The organism is Herbaspirillum lusitanum (assembly GCF_026127345.1).
In the GTDB taxonomy this organism is placed as follows: Bacteria; Pseudomonadota; Gammaproteobacteria; order Burkholderiales; family Burkholderiaceae_D; genus Herbaspirillum; species Herbaspirillum lusitanum.
Genome location: NZ_QXFG01000008.1, coordinates 621801 through 642180, shown reverse-complemented (window position 1 = coordinate 642180; position 20380 = coordinate 621801). Strand labels below are relative to the sequence as shown.

13 protein-coding genes and 3 tRNA genes are annotated in these 20380 nt (G+C 60.5%); all 16 read right to left on the bottom strand.

The window, feature by feature from the left end:
- Positions 1–62: 62 nt before the first annotated feature.
- On the bottom strand, positions 63–845 hold the full coding sequence (locus DXT88_RS11390; RefSeq protein WP_265213464.1) for an enoyl-CoA hydratase: 783 nt from the start codon (positions 843–845) through the stop codon (positions 63–65).
- Positions 842–2002 (bottom strand): acyl-CoA dehydrogenase family protein, encoded by a 1161-nt coding sequence (locus tag DXT88_RS11385; RefSeq protein ID WP_265213462.1) that lies wholly within the window; start codon positions 2000–2002, stop codon positions 842–844. The genes DXT88_RS11390 and DXT88_RS11385 overlap by 4 nt, the downstream gene beginning before the upstream one ends.
- 243 nt (positions 2003–2245) lie before the next feature.
- On the bottom strand, positions 2246–5899 hold the full coding sequence (locus tag DXT88_RS11380) for an indolepyruvate ferredoxin oxidoreductase family protein (RefSeq protein WP_265213460.1): 3654 nt from the start codon (positions 5897–5899) through the stop codon (positions 2246–2248).
- 286 nt (positions 5900–6185) lie between these two features.
- Positions 6186–6262 (bottom strand) — tRNA-Asp (locus DXT88_RS11375).
- A gap of 26 nt (positions 6263–6288) precedes the next feature.
- Positions 6289–6364, bottom strand: a tRNA-Val gene (locus DXT88_RS11370).
- 50 nt (positions 6365–6414) lie between these two features.
- Positions 6415–6687 carry an HU family DNA-binding protein gene (locus DXT88_RS11365; RefSeq protein WP_016832870.1) on the bottom strand — a complete coding sequence of 91 codons (273 nt, stop codon included), beginning with the start codon at positions 6685–6687 and terminating at the stop codon, positions 6415–6417.
- Between the two features lie 309 nt (positions 6688–6996).
- Positions 6997–9402, bottom strand: coding sequence for an endopeptidase La (lon, locus tag DXT88_RS11360; RefSeq protein ID WP_029363134.1), 2406 nt, complete (start codon positions 9400–9402; stop codon positions 6997–6999).
- 297 nt (positions 9403–9699) lie between these two features.
- Entirely contained in the window at positions 9700–10965 is a 1266-nt protein-coding gene (gene clpX, locus DXT88_RS11355) for an ATP-dependent Clp protease ATP-binding subunit ClpX (protein WP_016832872.1), read from the bottom strand.
- Between the two features lie 310 nt (positions 10966–11275).
- Positions 11276–11902, bottom strand: coding sequence for an ATP-dependent Clp endopeptidase proteolytic subunit ClpP (gene clpP, locus DXT88_RS11350; RefSeq protein WP_029363135.1), 627 nt, complete (start codon positions 11900–11902; stop codon positions 11276–11278).
- 52 nt (positions 11903–11954) lie between these two features.
- Positions 11955–13301 (bottom strand): trigger factor, encoded by a 1347-nt coding sequence (tig, locus tag DXT88_RS11345; protein WP_265213456.1) that lies wholly within the window; start codon positions 13299–13301, stop codon positions 11955–11957.
- A gap of 172 nt (positions 13302–13473) precedes the next feature.
- Positions 13474–14817, bottom strand: coding sequence for an amidase (locus DXT88_RS11340; RefSeq protein WP_265213455.1), 1344 nt, complete (start codon positions 14815–14817; stop codon positions 13474–13476).
- 3 nt (positions 14818–14820) lie between these two features.
- Positions 14821–15327: a CreA family protein gene (locus tag DXT88_RS11335; RefSeq protein WP_265213453.1), complete on the bottom strand. Its 507-nt coding sequence runs from the start codon at positions 15325–15327 to the stop codon at positions 14821–14823.
- A gap of 84 nt (positions 15328–15411) precedes the next feature.
- Complete coding sequence (locus tag DXT88_RS11330; RefSeq protein ID WP_265213452.1) at positions 15412–15609, bottom strand: DUF1653 domain-containing protein; 198 nt, start codon at positions 15607–15609, stop codon at positions 15412–15414.
- Between the two features lie 110 nt (positions 15610–15719).
- A tRNA-Leu gene (locus DXT88_RS11325) sits at positions 15720–15806 on the bottom strand.
- 164 nt (positions 15807–15970) lie between these two features.
- Positions 15971–19126, bottom strand: a complete 3156-nt coding sequence (locus tag DXT88_RS11320) for an efflux RND transporter permease subunit (RefSeq protein ID WP_265213450.1) — start codon at positions 19124–19126, stop codon at positions 15971–15973.
- Entirely contained in the window at positions 19123–20235 is a 1113-nt protein-coding gene (locus DXT88_RS11315; protein WP_265213448.1) for an efflux RND transporter periplasmic adaptor subunit, read from the bottom strand. Before DXT88_RS11315 ends, DXT88_RS11320 begins: the two co-directional genes overlap by 4 nt.
- Positions 20236–20380: the final 145 nt, after the last annotated feature.

Sequence of the window (20380 nt, the reverse complement as noted above, 5' to 3'; positions counted from 1 at the left end):
AGTTTTCACTCCCGGCTTTTTCGTTGTTTGCAAAACGCCAACTTAAGGTCAATGCAACAGCATCAGCCATTCTTCCATTCCGCACTGCGCTTTTGCAGGAAGGCATTGACGCCCTCTTTCTGGTCTTCGGTGCTGAACAGGTCGAGGAACAATTCGCGCTCCACCGGCAGGTTGGCCATCGGCGGCTGATGCCGCGCGCCCTGGATCAGCTTCTTGCTGGCGGCGACGCTCGACGGGCTTTGCTTGTCGACCAGCTTCGCCAGTTCCAGCGCGCGCTGCTTCGCCTGTCCCTTCTCGACCACTTCTTCCACCAGGCCGATGCGCAAGGCGGTCTCGGCGGTGACGCGTTCGCCGCACAGGATCATGCGCTTGGCCCAGCCTTCGCCAACCAGCAACGGCAGCAATTGCGTGCCGCCGGCGCAAGGCAACAATCCCACCGCCGCTTCCGGCAAGGCCATTTGCGCCTGCGTCTCGGCGATGCGGATGTCGCAGGCCAGCGCGCATTCGAGACCGCCGCCCATGGCATAGCCGTTGATGGCGGCAATCGAGACGCCGCGGAACTGGCTCAGCGTCTCGAACGCTTCACCGAAACGACGCGCCATTTCACGCGCCAATGCCTGGTCGCCGTCGGCGAACAGTTTCAGGTCGGCGCCGGCGGAGAAGAATTTCTCGCCTTCGCCCGTCACCACCAGGCTGTAGATGTTCCGGTCTTCGTTGAGATCCGTGACAAGCCTCTTGAGATCGATCAGGCCTTCGCGCGTCCAGGTATTGGCCGGCGGATTGGCCAGCGTGACGATGGCGGTATGGCCGATTTTTTCAAGACGCAAATTGGTATAACTGGTCATCGAATGTCCTCATTGGAGTCGTTGCTGAGCAGATGGCGCGCGATGATCACGCGCATGATTTCGTTGGTGCCTTCCAGGATCTGGTGCACGCGCACGTCGCGGAAATAGCGCTCCAGCGGGTATTCGCGGATGTAGCCGTAGCCGCCGTGGATCTGCAGCGCTTCATTGCAAATCTTGAAGCCGAGGTCGGTGGCGAAACGTTTGGCCATCGCGCAATAGGTAGTGGCGTTGGGCGATTTGGAATCGAGCTTGACTGCTGCCAGACGCACCATCTGGCGGGCGGCGACCAGCTCGGTCTGCATGTCGGCCAGCTTGAATTGCAGCGCCTGGAAGTCGGCGAGCGGACGACCGAATTGCTTGCGTTCCTTCATGTAGGCATGCGCCGCATCAAGCGCCGCCTGCGCCGCGCCGACCGAACAGGTGGCGATGTTGATGCGGCCGCCGTCGAGTCCCTTCATCGCGAACTTGAAGCCCTCGCCTTCAGCGCCGAGCAGGTGGTTGACCGGCACCTTGACGTTGTCGAAGCTGATGGTGCGCGTCGGCTGGCTGTTCCAGCCCATCTTGACTTCCTTCTTGCCGTAGCTGATGCCGGGCGTATTGGCCGGCACCACGATGGCCGAGACACCCTTGGCGCCGTCGCCGCCGGTGCGCGCCATCAGCACCAACACGTCGGTTGCGCCCGCACCGGAAATGAAGGCCTTGGAACCGTTGATGATGTAGTGACCGTCCACCAGTTTGGCGGTGGTCTTGAGCGATGCTGCGTCAGAGCCGGAACCCGGTTCGGTCAGACAGTAGGAGCCGATCTTCGTGCCCGCGGCGAGATCGCCGCACCAGGTCGCCTTGACTTCAGGCGTGGCCCACGAGGCGATCATCCAGCTCACCATGTTGTGGATGGTCAGGAATGCCGCCGTCGACGGACAAGCATAGGCCAGTTCTTCGAACACCACGGTGGCGTCGAGGCGCGACAGGCCGAGGCCGCCGACTTCTTCCGGGGTGTACAGCGCGCAGAAGCCGAGTTCGCCGGCCTTGGCGATGACGTCGACGGGAAAATGCGATTCCTCGTCCCAGCGGGCCGCGTGCGGCGCCATCTCGCCGGCGGCGAAATCACGCGCGCTGGCCTGGAAGGCCAACTGGTCTTCGTTCAGTTCAAAATCCATGCTTGTCTCCTGTAGTCGATCTTGCGATCTTGTCTTGTTTGGCAAAAGACTAACGCAAAAGCAGCGCCGATGATGTCGCTTGGGCGACATTGGCGCTGAGGCTGAAGCCGTCATTCACGGCAGTCATTGTGCACGAAATGGGGTAATGGCTGATGAGTCCGGTCAGTGGTGGGCGGTGTGCAGCAATCCCAAGCTGTTTTGCATCTCTGCACACTCTGCGCATCACTGAATCAGGCTGCTACATCATGCAGCAGCGATGCTTGCCACGTTGACCTTCTGCGCCAGCCCGGCAGGCACAGCGGCGGCATAACGCGTCAGCATTTCATCCTGCTTGCCGCGCACCTGCGCCAGCGCCTTGTCCTTGACGTGGCCGTAACCGCGGATCTGTTCCGGCAACTGCGCAATCTCGATGGCCAGCGCCAGCTTGTCCACGCTCAGGCCATCCAGCAGCGACGTCACCGTATCGCGATATTCCGCGATCAGGCGACGCTCTGTCTTGCGCTCTTCGGTGTAGCCGAAGACGTCGAAGCTGCCGCCGCGCAAGCCCTTGAACTTCGCCAGCAGCTTGAACGCCGACATCATCCACGAACCGTACTTGGCCTTGACCAGGCGGCCTTGCGCATCCTTCTTCGAGAACAGCGGCGGCGCCAGGTTGAAGCTCAGCGAGAAGTCGCCTTCGAACTGCTGCTTCAGTTGTTCCACGAAACGACCGTCGGTGTACAGGCGCGCGACTTCGTATTCATCCTTGTAGGCCATCAGCTTGGACAGATTGCGTGCCACCGCCATCGTCAGCTTGTCGCCCAGATTCAAGGCGGCCTCCTTCTCACGCACCTGCTCGACGAAGCGTGCGAAGGAGTCCGCGTAAGCCGCATCCTGATAGTCGGTCAGGAAAGCCACGCGGCGCTTGATCAGCTTGTCCAGCGTTTCCGGCATGCGGATCACCACCGGTTGCGCCGGCACGGCGATGCGTTCGACGCGCGCCAGATCGACGGCGGCGCGACGGCCCCACAGGAAGCTGGTCTTGTTGGACTCGATGGCGACGCCGTTCATCTCGATGGCGCGCAGCAAGGCGGCCTCGGTCAGCGGCAATTCGCCGCGCTGATAGGCGTAGCCGAGCATGAACAGGTTGGTCGCGATCGAGTCGCCCATCAGCGCCGTCGCCAGGCGTGTGGCGTCGATGAAGTCGACCTGCTGATCGACCGATTCCCCGATCAACGCCTTGACCTCTTCAAACGGGAATTGCCAGTCGGGATTCTTGGCAAACTGTCCCGGCGGTTGCTGATGCACATTGACGACCGCGCGCGTGCGGCCCGGACGCATCTTGGAAATCGCATCATGCGAACCGGCGGTCAGCATGTCGCAGCCAAGAATCAGGTCGGCCTCGCCGGTGGCGATGCGCTGTGCGCGGATCGCCTGCGGCGTGCGGGCGATGCGTACGTGCGAAGTCACCGAACCGTTCTTTTGCGACATGCCGGTCATGTCCAGCACCGACGCGCCCTTGCCTTCCAGGTGTGCGGCCATGCCCATCAGCGCGCCGATGGTGATGACGCCGGTGCCGCCGATACCGTTGATGAGGATGTTGAACGGCGTATCGCAGGACGGGATGGCCGGTTCCGGCAGCACGCCGAAATCGTCGGCGCTGTCCTTCTTGATGACGCCGGTTTTGGACTTCTTGAGCTTGCCGCCGCTGACGGTGACGAAGCTCGGACAGAAGCCCTTGACGCAGGAATAATCCTTGTTGCACGAGGACTGGTCGATGGCGCGTTTGCGGCCGAACTCGGTTTCCAGCGGCAGGATCGAGGTGCAGTTCGATTGCACGCCGCAGTCGCCGCAACCTTCGCAGACGGCTTCGTTGATGAACAGGCGCTGATCGGGGTCGGGGTATTCGCCTTTTTTACGGCGACGGCGCTTCTCGGCGGCGCAGGTCTGGTCGTAGATGATCACGGTCACGCCCGGCACCTCGCGCATGTCGCGTTGCACCGCATCCATGTCCTTGCGATCGTGAATGGTGACCAGGCCGGGCAGATTGGAGCGGTCGCTGTAGCGGCTGACGTCTTCGCTCACCAGCGCGATGCGCTTGATGCCCTCAGCCGCCATCTGCTGCGCGATCATCGGCACCGACGTGGTGCCGTCAACCGGCTGGCCGCCGGTCATCGCCACCGCATCGTTGTAGAGGATCTTGTAGGTCATGTTGACGTTGGCCGCCACCGCAGCGCGGATCGCCAGATAACCCGAATGGAAATAGGTGCCGTCGCCAAGGTTGGCGAACACGTGCGGCACTTGCGAAAACGGCGCCTGCCCGATCCACGGACCGCCCTCGCCGCCCATGTGGGTGGTCAGCTTGTTGAATTCAGGATAGATCGCGGTGGCCATCACATGGCAGCCGATGCCGGCCAGCGCAAAGCTGCCTTCCGGCACCTTGGTCGAGGTATTGTGCGGGCAACCCGAGCAGTAATACGCCGGACGCGGCGGCGTGCTGATCGCCTTGTTCAGCACCGCATCCTTGGCATCGAGGAAAGCCAGGCGCGCCTTGATCAGGTCGCTGGTATGGAAACGTGCAATGCGCGCCGCGATCACGCGCGCGATCTGCGCCACCGAGAAGTCGGCCTTGGAAGTCAGCAGCCATTCGCCGCGCGGGGCAACCCATTCGCCCTTTTCGTCGAACTTGCCGATCACGCGCGGACGCACGTCGTCGCGCCAGTTGTAGAGCTGCTCCTTGAGCTGGTATTCGACCATCTGGCGCTTTTCTTCGACCACCAGGATTTCATCGAGGCCCTGGGCGAATTCGCGCACGCCTTCCGGCTCCAGCGGCCATGGCATCGACACCTTGAACAGGCGCAGGCCGATCTCGGCGGCGAAGTCTTCATCGATGCCCAGTTCGCTCAGCGCTTCCAGCACGTCGAGGTAGGACTTGCCCGAGGCGATGATGCCCAGCCGCGCCTTGGGGCTGTCGATCATCACGCGATTGAGTTTGTTCGCGCGCGCGTAGGCAAGCGCGGCGTAGATCTTGTAATCCTGCATCAGCGCTTCCTGCTTGCGCGCCTGCACGCCCAGCGTGTCGGTCGACAAGCGAGCGTTGAGGCCGCCTTCGGGCATGACGAAGTCGGCTGGATATTTGATCTCGACGCGGAACGGATCTGCGTCCACCGAAGCGCTCGACTCGACGGTGTCGGCCAGCGCCTTGAAGCCCACCGTGCAGCCGGAGAAGCGCGACATGGCCCAGCCGTGCAAGCCGAGGTCGAGGTATTCCTGCACATTGCAGGGGTACAGCATCGGAATCATCGATGCCGAAAAAATATGGTCGGATTGATGCGGCAGCGTCGACGAATACGCGCCATGGTCGTCGCCGGCCACCAGCAGGACCCCGCCCTTGGCCGACGTGCCGGCATGGTTCATGTGCTTGAGCACGTCGCCGCAGCGGTCCACGCCGGGTCCCTTGCCGTACCACATGGAGAACACGCCTTCGACCTTGGCCGGGCCGATCAGGTCGACCTGCTGCGTGCCCCAGACGGCGGTGGCTGCCATGTCTTCGTTGGTGCCGGGCTGGAACTTGATCTTGTGCGCTGCGAGATGCGGCTGCGCCTTCCACAGGGCTTCGTCGAGACCGCCCAGTGGCGAGCCACGATAGCCGGAAATGAAGCCGGCGGTATTGAGTCCGGCTTTCTGGTCGCGCAGATACTGCAGCAGCGGCAAGCGCACCAGCGCCTGGATGCCGGACAGAAAGATCGAACCCGAAGTGGCCGTATATTTGTCGTCGAGACTGACCGTCGCGAGCGGTGTCGTCCCCGAGACTGATGTCGTTGAGTTTGCTACAGTGGTTGCTGCCGGTGTCACTGCCCGCCCCGACCGGTCAGGGGCTGACAATTCAACAGGCTCGGCTGCCGAACGGTATTCCATGTACGTCTCCAAAATGATTATTCAGATATCGCCTGCCGTTACTGCACCGGGTACGATGCGTTACTGTCAGACAAAGCGGCCGTGGTAGCGACCTTCACAACAATCCGTCCTCCGAAACTGCTGTGACTGAAGTCTATGCTTTTATAAGAAGATCAAGGAAATACCGATTGTCGATGGGGGTATAAGTTTTAAATATAGCCCCGGACCTGATAACCATTAAGCGGGATTCGTGCTGCGAATCATGAGGTAAACGCAAAAACGCCCGCTTGCGCGGGCGTTTTATGTCTGGCGGAGTGGACGGGACTCGAACCCGCGACCCCCGGCGTGACAGGCCGGTATTCTAACCAACTGAACTACCACTCCTAAATCGTTGCTGACCACTTGAGATTTGGTGGGTGCTGAGAGGCTCGAACTCCCGACCCGCGCCTTGTAAGGGCGCTGCTCTACCAACTGAGCTAAGCACCCGCACCTTAACCCCAAACAGTCTTTTATCGTCTGTCAACGACGAAAGACCGCTAGTTTAGCGCATCTTTCAAACCTTTGCCAGGTTTAAATTTGGGCACCTTGGCAGCCTTGATCTTGATTGCCGCCCCGGTACGCGGGTTGCGGCCCGTGCGCGCGGCGCGCTTGCCGACCGAGAATGTGCCAAAGCCGACAAGGGTCACGGAGCCGTTTTTCTTCAACGTGGTTTTCACTGCGCTGATCACGGCTTCCAATGCACGCGCCGATGCCGCTTTCGAGATGTCGGCCTGCTTCGCGATGTGATCGATCAATTCGGTTTTATTCACTTACGCCCCTCCAGACTAAAGATTGAACAAGCTTCATTTCGTGACGCCTGCGCCTTCGATTCGGTGAGGCCAAACACGCATCACGGACCCTGCAGAAAATCTGCAGAACGTATTAAACAAGCCGCAAATCCTTGTGTCAAGCGGTTTACCGGCGCTTCATCCGGCCTTCGAAATGCAGTTTTTGAAATGATGTAAAACGTTTATCTTTTTACCAACGACCATCTTTGTGAATGCAGCGAACACAAAAAAAGGCGCTCCGGAGAGCGCCTTTTCATTATCGGCGACCATGAGGCCGCCGAACGAATTACTTCAATGCTTCACGACGCTGGGATCGGTCGATTCCTTCGGCGCGACAGCCACCACCGCTGCCTCTTCTTCGGTCAACGGAACCGGCTGGCTCTCCAGGGCAATTTCCAGAACCTTGTCGATCCAGCGCACCGGCACGATTTCCAACTTGTTCTTCACGTTGTCGGGAATCTCGGTCAGATCCTTGACGTTTTGCTCAGGGATCAGGACCGTCTTGATGCCGCCGCGATGCGCCGCCAGCAGTTTTTCCTTCAGGCCGCCGATCGGCAGCACTTCGCCGCGCAAGGTGATCTCGCCAGTCATCGCCACATCGGCGCGAACCGGAATACCGGTGAACACCGACACCATCGCCGTGGTCATCGCGATACCTGCCGATGGGCCGTCTTTCGGCGTCGCGCCTTCGGGGACGTGAATGTGGATATCACGTTTCTCGAAGACTTCGCTCTTGATGCCGAGCTTGCTCGCGCGGCTGCGTACGACGGTACGCGCAGCTTCGATCGATTCCTTCATCACGTCGCCCAGGGTACCGGTGCGAATCACGCCGCCCTTGCCCGGCATCGTCACGGCTTCGATGGTCAGCAGATCGCCGCCCACTTCGGTCCATGCCAGGCCGACGACCTGACCAACCTGGTTTTCCTTCTCTGCGATACCGAAATCGAAACGACGCACGCCCAGGAATTTGTCCAGGTTGCGCGAAGTCACGGTGACCTTCTTCTCCTGCTTCTTCAGCAACAGCATCTTCACGACCTTGCGGCAGATCTTCGACACTTCGCGTTCCAGCGAACGTACGCCGGCTTCGCGGGTGTAGTAGCGGATGATGTCGCGCAGCGCCGACTCCGCCACGCTGATCTCGCCCTCTTTCAGACCGTTGTTCTTGATCTGTTTCGGCAGCAGATAGCGTTGCGCGATGCTGGTCTTTTCATCTTCGGTGTAACCCGACAGGCGAATCACTTCCATGCGGTCCAGCAGCGCCGGCGGGATGTTGAAGGAATTTGACGTCGCCACGAACATCACATCCGACAAGTCGAAATCGACTTCGATGTAATGATCGGAGAAGGTGTGGTTCTGTTCCGGGTCGAGCACTTCCAGCAGCGCCGACGATGGGTCGCCGCGGAAGTCCATGCCCAGCTTGTCGATTTCGTCGAGCAGGAACAATGGATTGCGCACGCCGACCTTGGACAGGCTTTGCAAAATCTTGCCTGGCATGGAGCCGATGTAAGTACGGCGATGGCCGCGGATCTCGGCTTCGTCGCGTACGCCGCCGAGCGCCATGCGCACGAACTTGCGGTTGGTCGCACGGGCGATCGATTGACCCAGCGAGGTCTTACCCACGCCCGGAGGACCGACGAAGCACAGGATCGGCGCTTTCAGCTTGTCGACGCGCTGTTGCACGGCGAGGTATTCCAGGATGCGTTCCTTGACCTTGTCGAGGCCGTAATGGTCGCCTTCAAGGACCTTCTCTGCATTCGGCAAGTCGTTGTTGACCTTGGACTTCTTCTTCCACGGCAAACCGACCAGCGTGTCGATGTAGTTGCGCACGACCGTGGCTTCGGCCGACATCGGCGACATCAGCTTGAGCTTGCGGAGTTCGGATTGGGCCTTTTCCAGCGCTTCCTTCGGCATCTTGGCGGAGAGGATCTTCTTCTCCAGCTCTTCCAGATCGGCGCCGTCTTCGCCTTCGCCGAGTTCCTTCTGGATCGCCTTGACCTGTTCGTTCAGGTAGTACTCGCGCTGCGACTTTTCCATCTGGCGCTTGACGCGGCCGCGGATGCGCTTTTCGACCTGCAGGATGTCCAGCTCGCCTTCCAGCTGGCCGAGCAGATGCTCATGGCGCTTGGCGACATTGAAGATTTCCAGGATGACCTGTTTTTGCTCGAGCTTGAGCGGCAGATGCGCAGCAATGGTGTCGGCCAGACGGCCGGCGTCATCGATGCCTGCCAGCGAGCTCAGGATCTCGGGCGGGATCTTCTTGTTCAGTTTGACGTATTGGTCGAACTGCTGAACGATGGTGCGGCGCATGGCTTCGACTTCAGCCTCGTCGCCCAGTTCGGATTCGACCGGCGTCAGATCGGCGACAAAATGCGTGTCCAGTTCGCTGATGTGATGGATGCGCGCACGCTGTGCGCCTTCGACCAGGACCTTGACGGTGCCGTCGGGCAACTTCAGCATTTGCAGGATGTTGGCGACGCAGCCGATTTCGTAGATGTCGTCAGCCGAAGGTTCATCCTTGGCGGCGGCTTTCTGGGCGGCAAGCATGATGCTCTTGCCCTGCTCCATCGCGGCTTCCAGAGCCTTGATCGACTTCGGACGGCCGACGAATAAAGGAATCACCATATGCGGGAAGACAACAACATCCCGCAACGGCAACAGAGGCAATTGCGTTTGTTCTGTGAGAGTAGAAGTCGTCATGGCGAGCCTTATCAAAAGTTACTGTTAGTGATGTTGGCGCGAGCTGCTAAAACACAAGCCCAGATTGAAATAAAAACACGACAACTTTCGGGTAAAACCGGGTAAGTGCTGCGGTTGATGAAAACAAATAAATGCCGAAACAATAACAAAAAATCAAACAAAAAAAGCCACACACGAAGTCGCCCTCGGGTGGCTTTACGATGGAAGCCTGAGTGATGTCTGCGGTTTATTGTACCGCTTTTAATCGAGGCGAACCGGGCCGGCGATTTTTGTCGCCGAGCCCTTTTCGCCGGGGGATCAAGCGCCCGAAACCTTGGGCTGTTCGTGGTAAATCAACAAAGGCTTGGCGCCGTTGGTGATGGTGTTTTCATCGATGACCACCTTGGCGACGTTTTGCTGGCTCGGCAGTTCGTACATCACGTCCAGCAGAGCGTGTTCAAGGATGGAGCGCAGGCCGCGCGCACCGGTCTTGCGGGCCAATGCCTTCTTGGCGATCGCCTGCAACGCGGCAGGACGAATCTCGAGTTCAGCGCCTTCCATTTGCAACAGCTTGGAATACTGCTTGATCAGCGCATTCTTCGGCTCCAGCAAAATCTGGATCAGCGCTTCTTCGTTCAATTCGTTGAGCGCGGCAATCACCGGCAAACGGCCGACCAATTCCGGGATCAGGCCGAACTTGACCAGATCGTCCGGTTCCGCGTGCAGCAGCACTTCGCTGGCGGTCTTTTGCGTCTGGCTCTTGACGTTGGCGCCGAAACCGATGCCGCTCTTCTCGGAACGCTCGGAAATGATCTTGGTCAGGCCGTCGAAGGCGCCGCCGCAGATGAACATGATGTTGGTCGTATCGATCTGCACGAAATCCTGGTTAGGATGCTTGCGGCCGCCTTGCGGCGGCACCGATGCCATCGTGCCTTCGATCAGCTTCAGCAGCGCTTGCTGCACGCCTTCGCCGGACACGTCGCGGGTGATCGACGGATTGTCGGACTTGCGCGAGATCTTGTCGATTTCATCGATGTAGACGATGCCCCGCTGAGCCTTCTCGACTTCGTAATTGCAGTTCTGCAGCAGCTTCTGAATGATGTTCTCGACGTCTTCACCGACATAGCCGGCTTCGGTCAGCGTGGTCGCGTCGGCGATCACGAACGGCACGTTGAGCATGCGCGCCAGTGTCTGCGCCAGCAAGGTCTTGCCGGAGCCGGTCGGGCCGACCAGCAGGATGTTGCTCTTGGCGAGTTCGACGTCGTCCTTCTTGCCGAGATGCTTCAGACGCTTGTAGTGGTTGTACACGGCGACCGACAGAATGCGCTTGGCGGTCTGCTGGCCGATCACGTACTGGTCGAGCAATTCGGAAATTTCCTGCGGCGTTGGCAGATCGGATTTTGCACCCGCGACCGACTCAACGCTGGAGGCTTCGTCGCGAATGATGTCATTGCACAGATCAATGCATTCATCGCAGATGAAGACAGACGGACCTGCGATCAGTTTCTTGACTTCGTGCTGGCTTTTGCCGCAAAACGAGCAATAAAGCAGCTTTTCGCCACTGGAAGATTTTTTCTCGGACATATAGGGCAAATGTGAATAGAGTTCGGCTTGATCATACCTGCGATTTCATGATTCGTCACGGAATCGCCATATTTGAAAGCCGGTAAAACGAGCTTCCAGAGTACTCCATATGGGGTCGCAGACAAAAAAAGCAATGAGACGGAAATCCGTCCCTAATCGCCGCATTGACACCGCATATTGAGAGCTTTGTACGATGATGCGGTGCAAAAGAAAAATGCCCGGACCGCAGTCCGGGCATTTTCTTGAAATGCAGCAATGCGGCACCGGATCGGTGACGCAAATCTGACAAATCCGAATTACGCGCGTCGAATCAAGCCCGTTTTTCCAGCACCTGGTCGATCAGGCCATACTCCGCAGCGGCTTGCGCCGACATGAAGTTGTCGCGATCAGTGTCCTTGCCGATCTGATCGATCGTGCGACCGGTCTTTTCGGCGAGGATGGCGTTCAGGCGTTCACGCAGGTACAGGATTTCGCGTGCCTGGATTTCGATATCCGATGCCTGGCCCTGAGCGCCGCCCAGAGGCTGGTGAATCATGATGCGCGAGTTCGGCAGCGAGAAACGCTTGCCCTTGGCGCCGGCGGCGAGCAGGAAAGCGCCCATCGAGGCTGCCAGGCCCGTGCACAGCGTGGAAACGTCCGGCTTGATGAATTGCATCGTGTCGAAAATCGCCATGCCGGCCGACACCGAGCCGCCCGGGGAGTTGATGTACAGCGAGATGTCCTTGTCAGGATTTTCGCTCTCCAGGAACAGCAGCTGCGCCACCACCAGGTTGGCGGTCGCATCATTGACCGGGCCAACCAGGAAAATGATGCGCTCTTTCAGCAAGCGCGAGTAAATATCGTACGCACGCTCACCGCGACCGCTTTGCTCGATCACCATCGGCACCATGCCGAGCATTTCTGTATCCAGTGCAGACTGCCTAATCAAACCTGTCATGTGCATTCCTTATGCGTCGTAGTCTTCTCTGATGTTACCCGGGAAGGTCGGATTACGCTTGCGGCTGGTTGCCCATCAAGGCGTCGAACGCGACCGATTTCTCGGAAACCTTGGATTTACCCAAGACGTAGTTGACGACGTTTTCTTCCAAAACAAGGGCTTCGACTTCGGCCAGGCGACGACGGTCGCTGAAGTAGTACTTCAGGACTTGCTGCGGGTCTTCGTAGCTTTGTGCGAAGTCTTCGACTTGCGCCTTGACTTGTTCTTCGGTGGCTTCCAGCTTGTTGGTCTTGACGACTTCAGCCAGGATCAGGCCCAGGCGAACGCGACGTTCCGCTTGTGCTGTGAACAGCTCGCGCGGCAGTTGCATGCCCTTGGGATCCATGCCGCGTTGCTGCATGTCCTGATGCGCCATTTCGATCAGGCGTTCGATGTCTTGCTCGACCAATGCCTTCGGCACTTCCAGTTCGCTGACCTTGATCAGGGCGTCCATGACGCTGTCCTTGGTCTTGGCCTTGGTGCGGGCGCTGACTTCGCGTTCCAGGTTGCGCTTGATGTCTTCGCGCATCTTGGTCAGGTCGCCGTCTTCGATACCCAGCGACTTGGCGAATTCTGCGTCGACTTCCGGCAGATGCGCCCATTCCAGTTGCTTCAGCGTGATGGTGAATTCTGCAGTTTTGCCGGCCACGTCCTTGCCATGGTAATCAGCAGGGAAAGCCAACGGGAAAGTCTTGGACTCGCCGACCTTCAGACCCAGCGTCGCTGCTTCGAATTCCGGCAGCATGCGGCCTTCGCCCAGCACGAACGGGAAGGCATCAGCCTTGCCGCCCTGGAACTCAACGCCGTCGATCTTGCCGACGAAGTCGACTGTGGCGCGATCGCCGTTTTGTGCAACCGGCTCGCCGCCGTCGCCGTGCGCGCCTTGCTCGCCCTTGACGTGGTAGTGCACGCGCTGCTTGCGCAGGATGTCCAGGGTCTTGTCGATTTCGGTGTCGGAAACAGCCGACGTGGTCTTCTCGACTTCAGCCGAAGCCAGATCGCCGAGGACGACTTCCGGATAGATTTCAAATGTAGCGTCGAACGCCAACGAACCTTCAGCCACGCCTTCGCTGGTCTTTGGCTCGATCTTCGGGTAACCGGCAACGCGCAGGTTGTTTTCGACGGCGATGTCGTTGAATGCGCGACCGACCTTGTCGTTCAGCACTTCGGTTTCGACCTGGTAGCCGAACTGGGCGGCAACCATCTTCATCGGCACTTTGCCTGGACGGAAGCCTGGCGCCTTGGCGGTGCGCGCGCGCACTTTCAGGCGTTTTTCAACTTCAGCCTGCACGTCGGCCAGAGGGAATGTCAGGGTGATACGGCGCTCAAGTTTGCTCAGAGTTTCGACTGCAGTTGCCATGTGAATCGTCCAAAAATTAATAAATTCCGTGGTGCGGCCCGGAAAGAACAAGCGTGAAAACCATCGCTTTTTGCCCTGCCCGGCCGCGCTAAAGTCCGCTATTTTATACGGAAAAGATGCCCTTGCGCCAAAACGGCGAATCGGAGCCGATAAAAACCGTCGAAGAACCCGCTCAGCCTTGCCCGCCGTGCAAAAGCGCCTCGACCGCGCGGCCGATTGCCAGCACCCGCGCATCAGCGCCGCGGCTGCCGCAAATGCTGATGCCGACCGGCAATTTGCTGTCGGACGGACAAGGCAGGTTCAGCGCACAACCGTCGAGGAAGTTGATCACGCTCGGATTGCGCAACACCAGCCCGTTGGTGGCAAAGAAGGTGTCATCGCTATCTTGCAAAGGCTGCAACAGCGGCGGCACCACCGGCACGGTCGGCATCAGCCAGGCGTCGAACACCGCCAGACGGCGCTCGGCCTGCGCGACCAGACGCCGGCGCGCCGCCAGCAAATCGATGTAATCGGCGGCGCTTTGCTGCGCGCCGCGACGAATGCGCACCGCCACGCGCTGGTCGTACTGGTCGCCGGCGCGTTCCAGCAAATTGCGGTGCCAGGCCCAGGATTCCGCCGCGCTGAAACCGCCGCCGGCATTAATTGACGGCAACTCCTTCAATTCTGGGAACGAGAAACGCTGGATCAGCGCACCCGCCTTTTGCAGACGCGCCAACGCCGCGTCGAATGCCGCCCGCACGGCATCGTCCATGCCGTCGTTGACGAAATCTTCCGTCACGCCGAAACGCAGTCCGGCCAGCGGCACGGCATCGGTGGCCAGGGTTTCGCCCGACAAAATCGCATCGGCAATCGCGCAGCAATCGACGCTGCGCGCCAGCGGCCCGGCCGAATCCAGCGTGGTCGACAACGGCACCGCCCCGTCCAGGCTGACGCGCCGTGCAGTCGGCTTGAAACCGGTCAGGCCGCAGAACGCGGAAGGAATCCGGATGGAACCGCCGGTATCGGTGCCCAGCGCCATCACCGCCATGTCGCCCGCCACGCTGACGGCGCCGCCCGAGGTCGAACCGCCGGTGACCCGCGTGCCATCCAGAGGATTGCGCGGCGTACCGTAATGCGGATTCAGGCCCAGTCCGGAAAATGCGAATTCGCTCATGTTGGTGCGCCCCAGCAGGACCGCGCCGGCATGGCGCAGACGCGCCACGGCGAGCGCATCGGCCTGTGCCGCCGGCGCATCCGCCAGCGCCTTGGAGCCGGCAGCCGTCACCTCGCCCTGGACGTCGAACAAATCCTTGATCGACACCGGCAGGCCTGCCAGCAGCGACGGCACATTGCCGGCGGCACGTGCTGCATCGCTGACGCGGGCGGCAGCCAGCGCACGGTCGGCGTCGACGCTGACGTAGGCTGCCCCGCCCTGCCCGCGATAAGTGACGATGCGCTCCAGCGCCTGCCCGACCAGTTTGACGCTGGTGGTTTGCCCTGCCTGCAATTCGGCTGCGAGAGCCCTGATTGTCTTCATGATTTATTTCACCGGAATGGGAGTGGACGTGGAGACCGGCACGGCCGTGATGGCATTCATCGGACTGCCGTCGATCAGCTTGTCGGAATACGTCAGATATACCAAGGTGTTGCGCTTCACATCGACCAGCCGGACGATGTGCAGGCGCTTGAACAGGATCGACATGCGCTCCGAAAATACGTCCTCCTGCACCGGCACGGTTCCCTTGAAGGAAATTGCCGGCGCCACCTGGCGACAGGCAATCGATGCCTCGGCTTTGTCCTCGGCCAGGCCGACAGTGCCCTTGATGCCGCCGGTGCGTGCACGCGACACGTAGCAGGTCACGCCGATCACTTTCGGATCGTCATACGCTTCCACCGCGATGCGATCGTTCTTGCCGAGCCAGCGGAACGCCGTGCTGACGTCGCCGAGTTCCTGCGCTGCAGCGGGTTGGACGAAGGCTGAGAACGACAAAGACAGCGACAACGACAGCGACAACGTGATCGCTGCCAGACATGAAAGCTTGCGCATGATTTTTCCTTTGCTGTGGAGATGAAGACGAGGCTGCAACCTTAGCAGATAAGACGCAGTCCGCTTCCGGGGAAGCGTCGGCATTTATCCGGCGTCGGCCATCAACGCAAAACGCACCACGCGCTTGCCGTCGACTTCGATCATTTCATGGAACACGTCGCGCGGACGGATCCAGACGGTGCCGTTGGCGGCGCGGTACACCACCATCGGAGTCAGGTCCGACTCCAGCGTCGCCTCGTACAGGAATTCGTAAATGCCGCCCTTGTAATGCTGATAGCGCATGCCTGCTCCCGGCTCGATAAACATCACGTTGCAAATGAAAATCGCCCGGCGCATTGCGCGAACAAGTCAGCGCTGCGGAGCCGGGCGAACGGAAAAACAAAGGGAATGACTGGTGCGAGGGAGGGGACTCGAACCCCTACACCATTGCTGGCGTCAGGACCTAAACCTGGTGCGTCTACCAATTTCGCCACCCTCGCTGAAAGGTGCAATCATCGACCGGCTTCGGCTTGCTCTGGATTTTTCAGCGTGTACGCCGGAGAACCAGGTCCTGTCAATGAGGTAGCAGTTTTAATGCAGCCCGCTATTCTACTTCAAGCTTGGCGGGCTGTCTGCGTTTTTATCCGTCCCCTCTGCAATTTTCCTAGGGCTTTTTGACCCGGAACAGCGCCGCGTATGCCGCCGGCAGGAACAGCAGCGTCAACGCCGTCGCCACCACCAGCCCGCCCATGATCGCCACCGCCATCGGCCCCCAGAAGACCGAGCGCGACAGCGGGATCATCGCCAGCACCGCCGCCGCCGCGGTCAGGATGATGGGACGGAAGCGGCGCACCGCCGATTCCACGATGGCGTCCCATGGCGCGGCGCCGGCGGCGATGTCGTGTTCGATCTGGTCGATCAGGATCACCGAGTTGCGGATGATCATGCCGAACAAGGCGATCACGCCGAGTTGCGCCACGAAACCGAACGGACGATGCAGCACCAGCAAGGCCACCGCCGCGCCGGCCACGCCCAGCGGGCCGGTCAGGAACACCAGCATGGCGCGCGAGAAGCTATGCAGCTGCAGCATCAGCAAGGTGAAGATGATGAAGATCACCAGCGGCACGTTGGCCGCAATCGAATCCTGCGCCTTGCTGCTGTCGGCTGCGGCGCCGGCCAGTTCGATCGCATAACCGGCCGGCAGCCGGGCGCGGATGGCGTCGAGTTGCGGACTGATCTGGCTCGACACGGTCGGCCCCTGGATGCCGTCGGCGACGTCGGATTGCACCGTGATGGCCCACTCGCGGTCTTCACGCCAGACCACGCCCGGCTCCCACGCCAGGCTCACGCGCGCGACCTGCGCCAGCGGCACGCTCTTGCCGCTCGCGGTCGGGATGTTGGCCTGGTTGAGCGCGTCGATGGTGGCGCGTTCTTCCAGCGGCTGGCGCACCAGGATGTCGATGAGCTTGTCATTCTCGCGATACTGGCCGACGGCGGTCCCGGTCAGCAAGGTATTGACCGTGCGCATGACGGTCTGCGAACCGATGCCGAGCACGCGCAACTTGTCCTGGTCGAGATCGATGCGCAAGGACTTGACCGATTCGTTCCAGTTGTCGTTGAGGCCGATCACGTTGGGATTGCGGTTCATCACCGCCTTGACCTGGTCGGCGATGGTGCGCACCTTGTCGACTTCGGTGCCTGTGACGCGGAACTGCACCGCATACGGCACCGGCGGTCCGCTCGGCAGCAGCTTGACGCGGCCGCGCACGCCGGGGAAATCGTTCTTGAAGGCGTCGACGATTTTCAGGCGCAGGGACTCGCGTGTCTTCAGGTCCTTCGGCAGCACCACGATCTGCGACACATTGGTCTGCGGGAAAATCTGGTCCAGCGGCAGGTAGAAGCGCGGGCTGCCGGTGCCGACGTAGCTGGTCACGCTTTCCACACCGTCCTGCTTGCGGATGAAGGCCTCAAACTTCTTCGCCTGCGCCTCGGTGGCCTTGAAAGCGGAACCTTCCGGCAACCATAGCTCGATCATCAGCTCGGGCCGGCTGGAATCCGGGAAGAATTGCTGCTCGATGAAACGGAAGCCCAGCAGGCCCAGCATGAATGCCGCCAGCGTCAGCAGGATGGTGGTCTTGCGCCACTCCACGCACCAGGTCACCAGCTTGCGAAAGCGCGTGTAGAACGGCGTGTCGAACAATTCATGATGACCGTCGGCATTGGCGGCCGGCTTGACCCTGAGCAGCAGCACGCCGATATACGGCGTGAACACCACCGCCACCAGCCACGAAATCAGCAAGGCCAGCGCATTGACCGAAAACATCGAAAACGTATACTCGCCCGCCGCCGATTTGGCCAGGCCGATCGGCAGGAAACCCGCCGCCGTGATCAGCGTGCCGGTCAGCATCGGAATCGCCGTCGAGGTGTAGGCGAAGGTAGCAGCATCGAAACGCGACAGGCCTTCTTCCATCTTGCGCACCATCATTTCCACCGCGATGATGGCGTCGTCGACCAAAAGCCCGAGCGCGATGATCAGCGCTCCCAGTGAAATCTTGTGCAGGTCGATGTCGAAGATGCGCATGAACAGGAAAGTCACCGCCAGCACCAGCGGGATCGTCAGCGCCACCACCAGCCCCGGCCGCACGTCGATGCGTAGCGGCCTGGTGTGCAGGCCGAGTGCGATGAAACTCACCGCCAGCACGATCAGCACCGCTTCGACCAGCGTATGGATGAATTCGCCGACAGAATCGGCGACGATTTTCGGCTGGTCGGACACGCGCTCCAGCTCGATGCCGACCGGCAGCTTGGTGCGCAGTTCATCGGACATCCTGTCGAGGTTGCGGCCGAGCGCAATGATGTCGCCGCCCTTTTCCATCGACACGCCGAGGCCGATCGCTTCCTTGCCGTTGAAACGCATCTTGGTCACCGGCGGATCGACGTATTCACGCTTGACCACGGCAAAATCACCGAGCCGGAAGGTGGTGCCGTTGGCGCGCAACTGCATCTCTTCCAGCTCTTTCGGCGAACGGAAGGCGCCGCTCACGCGCACCTGCAAGTTGTCGCCCGGCGTCACCAGCACGCCGGTGGATTCCAGCGCATTCTGCGCCGCCAATTGATTGACGATGGTGTCGAATGGAATACCCAGTTGCGAAAATTTCTTTTGCGAGAACTCGATGAAAATCTTCTCGTCCTGCACGCCGAACAATTCCACTTTCGCCACCGAAGGCACGCGCAGCAATTGCTGGCGCACGAAGTCGGCGTAATCCTTGACCTCGGCATAGGTGAAACCGTCGGCGGAGAGCGCGAAGATCGAACCGTAGGTATCGCCGAACTCATCGTTGAAGAACGGCCCCTGCACCGTCGACGGCAAGGTCAGCTTGATGTCGCTGATTTTCTTGCGCACCTGGTACCAGGTCGGCGGCACTTCCCTGGGCGGCGTCGATTCGCGCAATTGCAGCAGGATCAGCGTCTCGCCCGGCTTGGAGTAGCTGCGGATAACGTCGATGTAGGGCGTCTCCTGCAGTTTCTTTTCCAGCTTGTCGGTGACCTGGTTGGCCATCTGCAAGGCGCTCGCCCCCGGCCATTTGGCGGTAACTACCATGGCGCGGAAAGTGAACGGGGGATCTTCATCCTGGCCCAGCTTGCCGTAACCGATCACGCCGCCGATGATCAGCACCACGATCAGGTAACGGATCAGCGGGACATGTTCCAGCGCCCAGCGCGACAGGTTGAAGCCGCGCGGCTGGGCGGCCGCATCGATCGCCCCCTTGCCACCCTTGCCGTCCTGATCGTGCGGGTCGTCTTTCCCGGCGCCGCTCATGGATTCTTCCCTTGCGGCGCCTTGGCGTCAGGCGTATCAGCGGCAAGCGACTCCGCGCCGAGGATCTTGACCTTCTGCCCGGGCTTGAGCAGGTTGACGCCGGCAGTCACGACAGTCTGCCCGGCCGTCAGGCCGGCGGCGATCAGCACGTCATTGCCGCTCTGTCCGCCCAGTTGCACCGGCACGACCTTCACCGCACCGTTTTCCACCAGCCATACGGACGTCTTGCCGTCGACCGGGTACAAGGCCGTCAGCGGCAAACGGATCATCTCGCCGGAAGTCTTGCCGGCAAACGCGACATATGCCGTCATGCCCAGCCGCACATCCTTCGCGGAGTCGGGCAAGGCTATCTTGAATGTGTAAGTGCGCGTGGCGGCATCGGCGATCGGCGAGACTTCGCGGATCTTGCCGACGATCGTCTCCTTCGGATTGGCCCACAGGCGCACGCGCACATCGGCGCTGCGACGCAAGACGTCGACCTTGTCTTCGGGGATGCCGATGACCACGTCCTTGTCGCCGGCCTGCGCCACGCTGACCACGGGCGTGCCGGCGGCAACCACCTGGCCGGCCTCCGCATCGACCGCCGTCACCACGCCGTCGACGTCCGCCGTCAATACGGCATAACCGGTCTGATTCGATTGATTTCGCAGCGACGCCACGGCCTGGTCGTAACCCGACAGCGCCGATTGATACGCGGTTTGCTTAGAGTCGAGAGTCGCCTGGCTCACGAAATTCTTGTCGCGCAGTTCCTGATAGCGCTTGAGTTCGGCAGAGGCCAGATCGCGATTGCTCAGCGCCGACTTCATCGCCGCATCGGCCTGGCGTTGCGCCAGTTGCAGATCTTGCGGATCGAGCTGCATCAATACCTGGCCGCGTCGCACGATGCTGCCGACGTCGACCTTGCGCGCCACGATCTTGCCGCCGACCCGGAACCCCAACCGCGACTCCACCCGCGCCCGCACTTCACCAGGAAACTCCGCCACCACGTCGGCATTGCCGGCCGCGATGACCATGGCCCTGACTGGGCGGATTTCTTCGACTTTTTCGACCTTCTTTGAACATGCCGCCAGCGCCGACACGGCCAGGCACAACGCAATGGCTTGTCGCAATCGACGGCTTGCCGGCGCGGGTCGGGTCAACACTCGCACTGGAGCGGGCACGGAAGTCGGAGCAATCACGTTTTTCCTTTACTATTCGGGCAGAAATTACACCAGGCCGGCGCGCACCGGACGGCGCTGCATGACTATCAGCGAT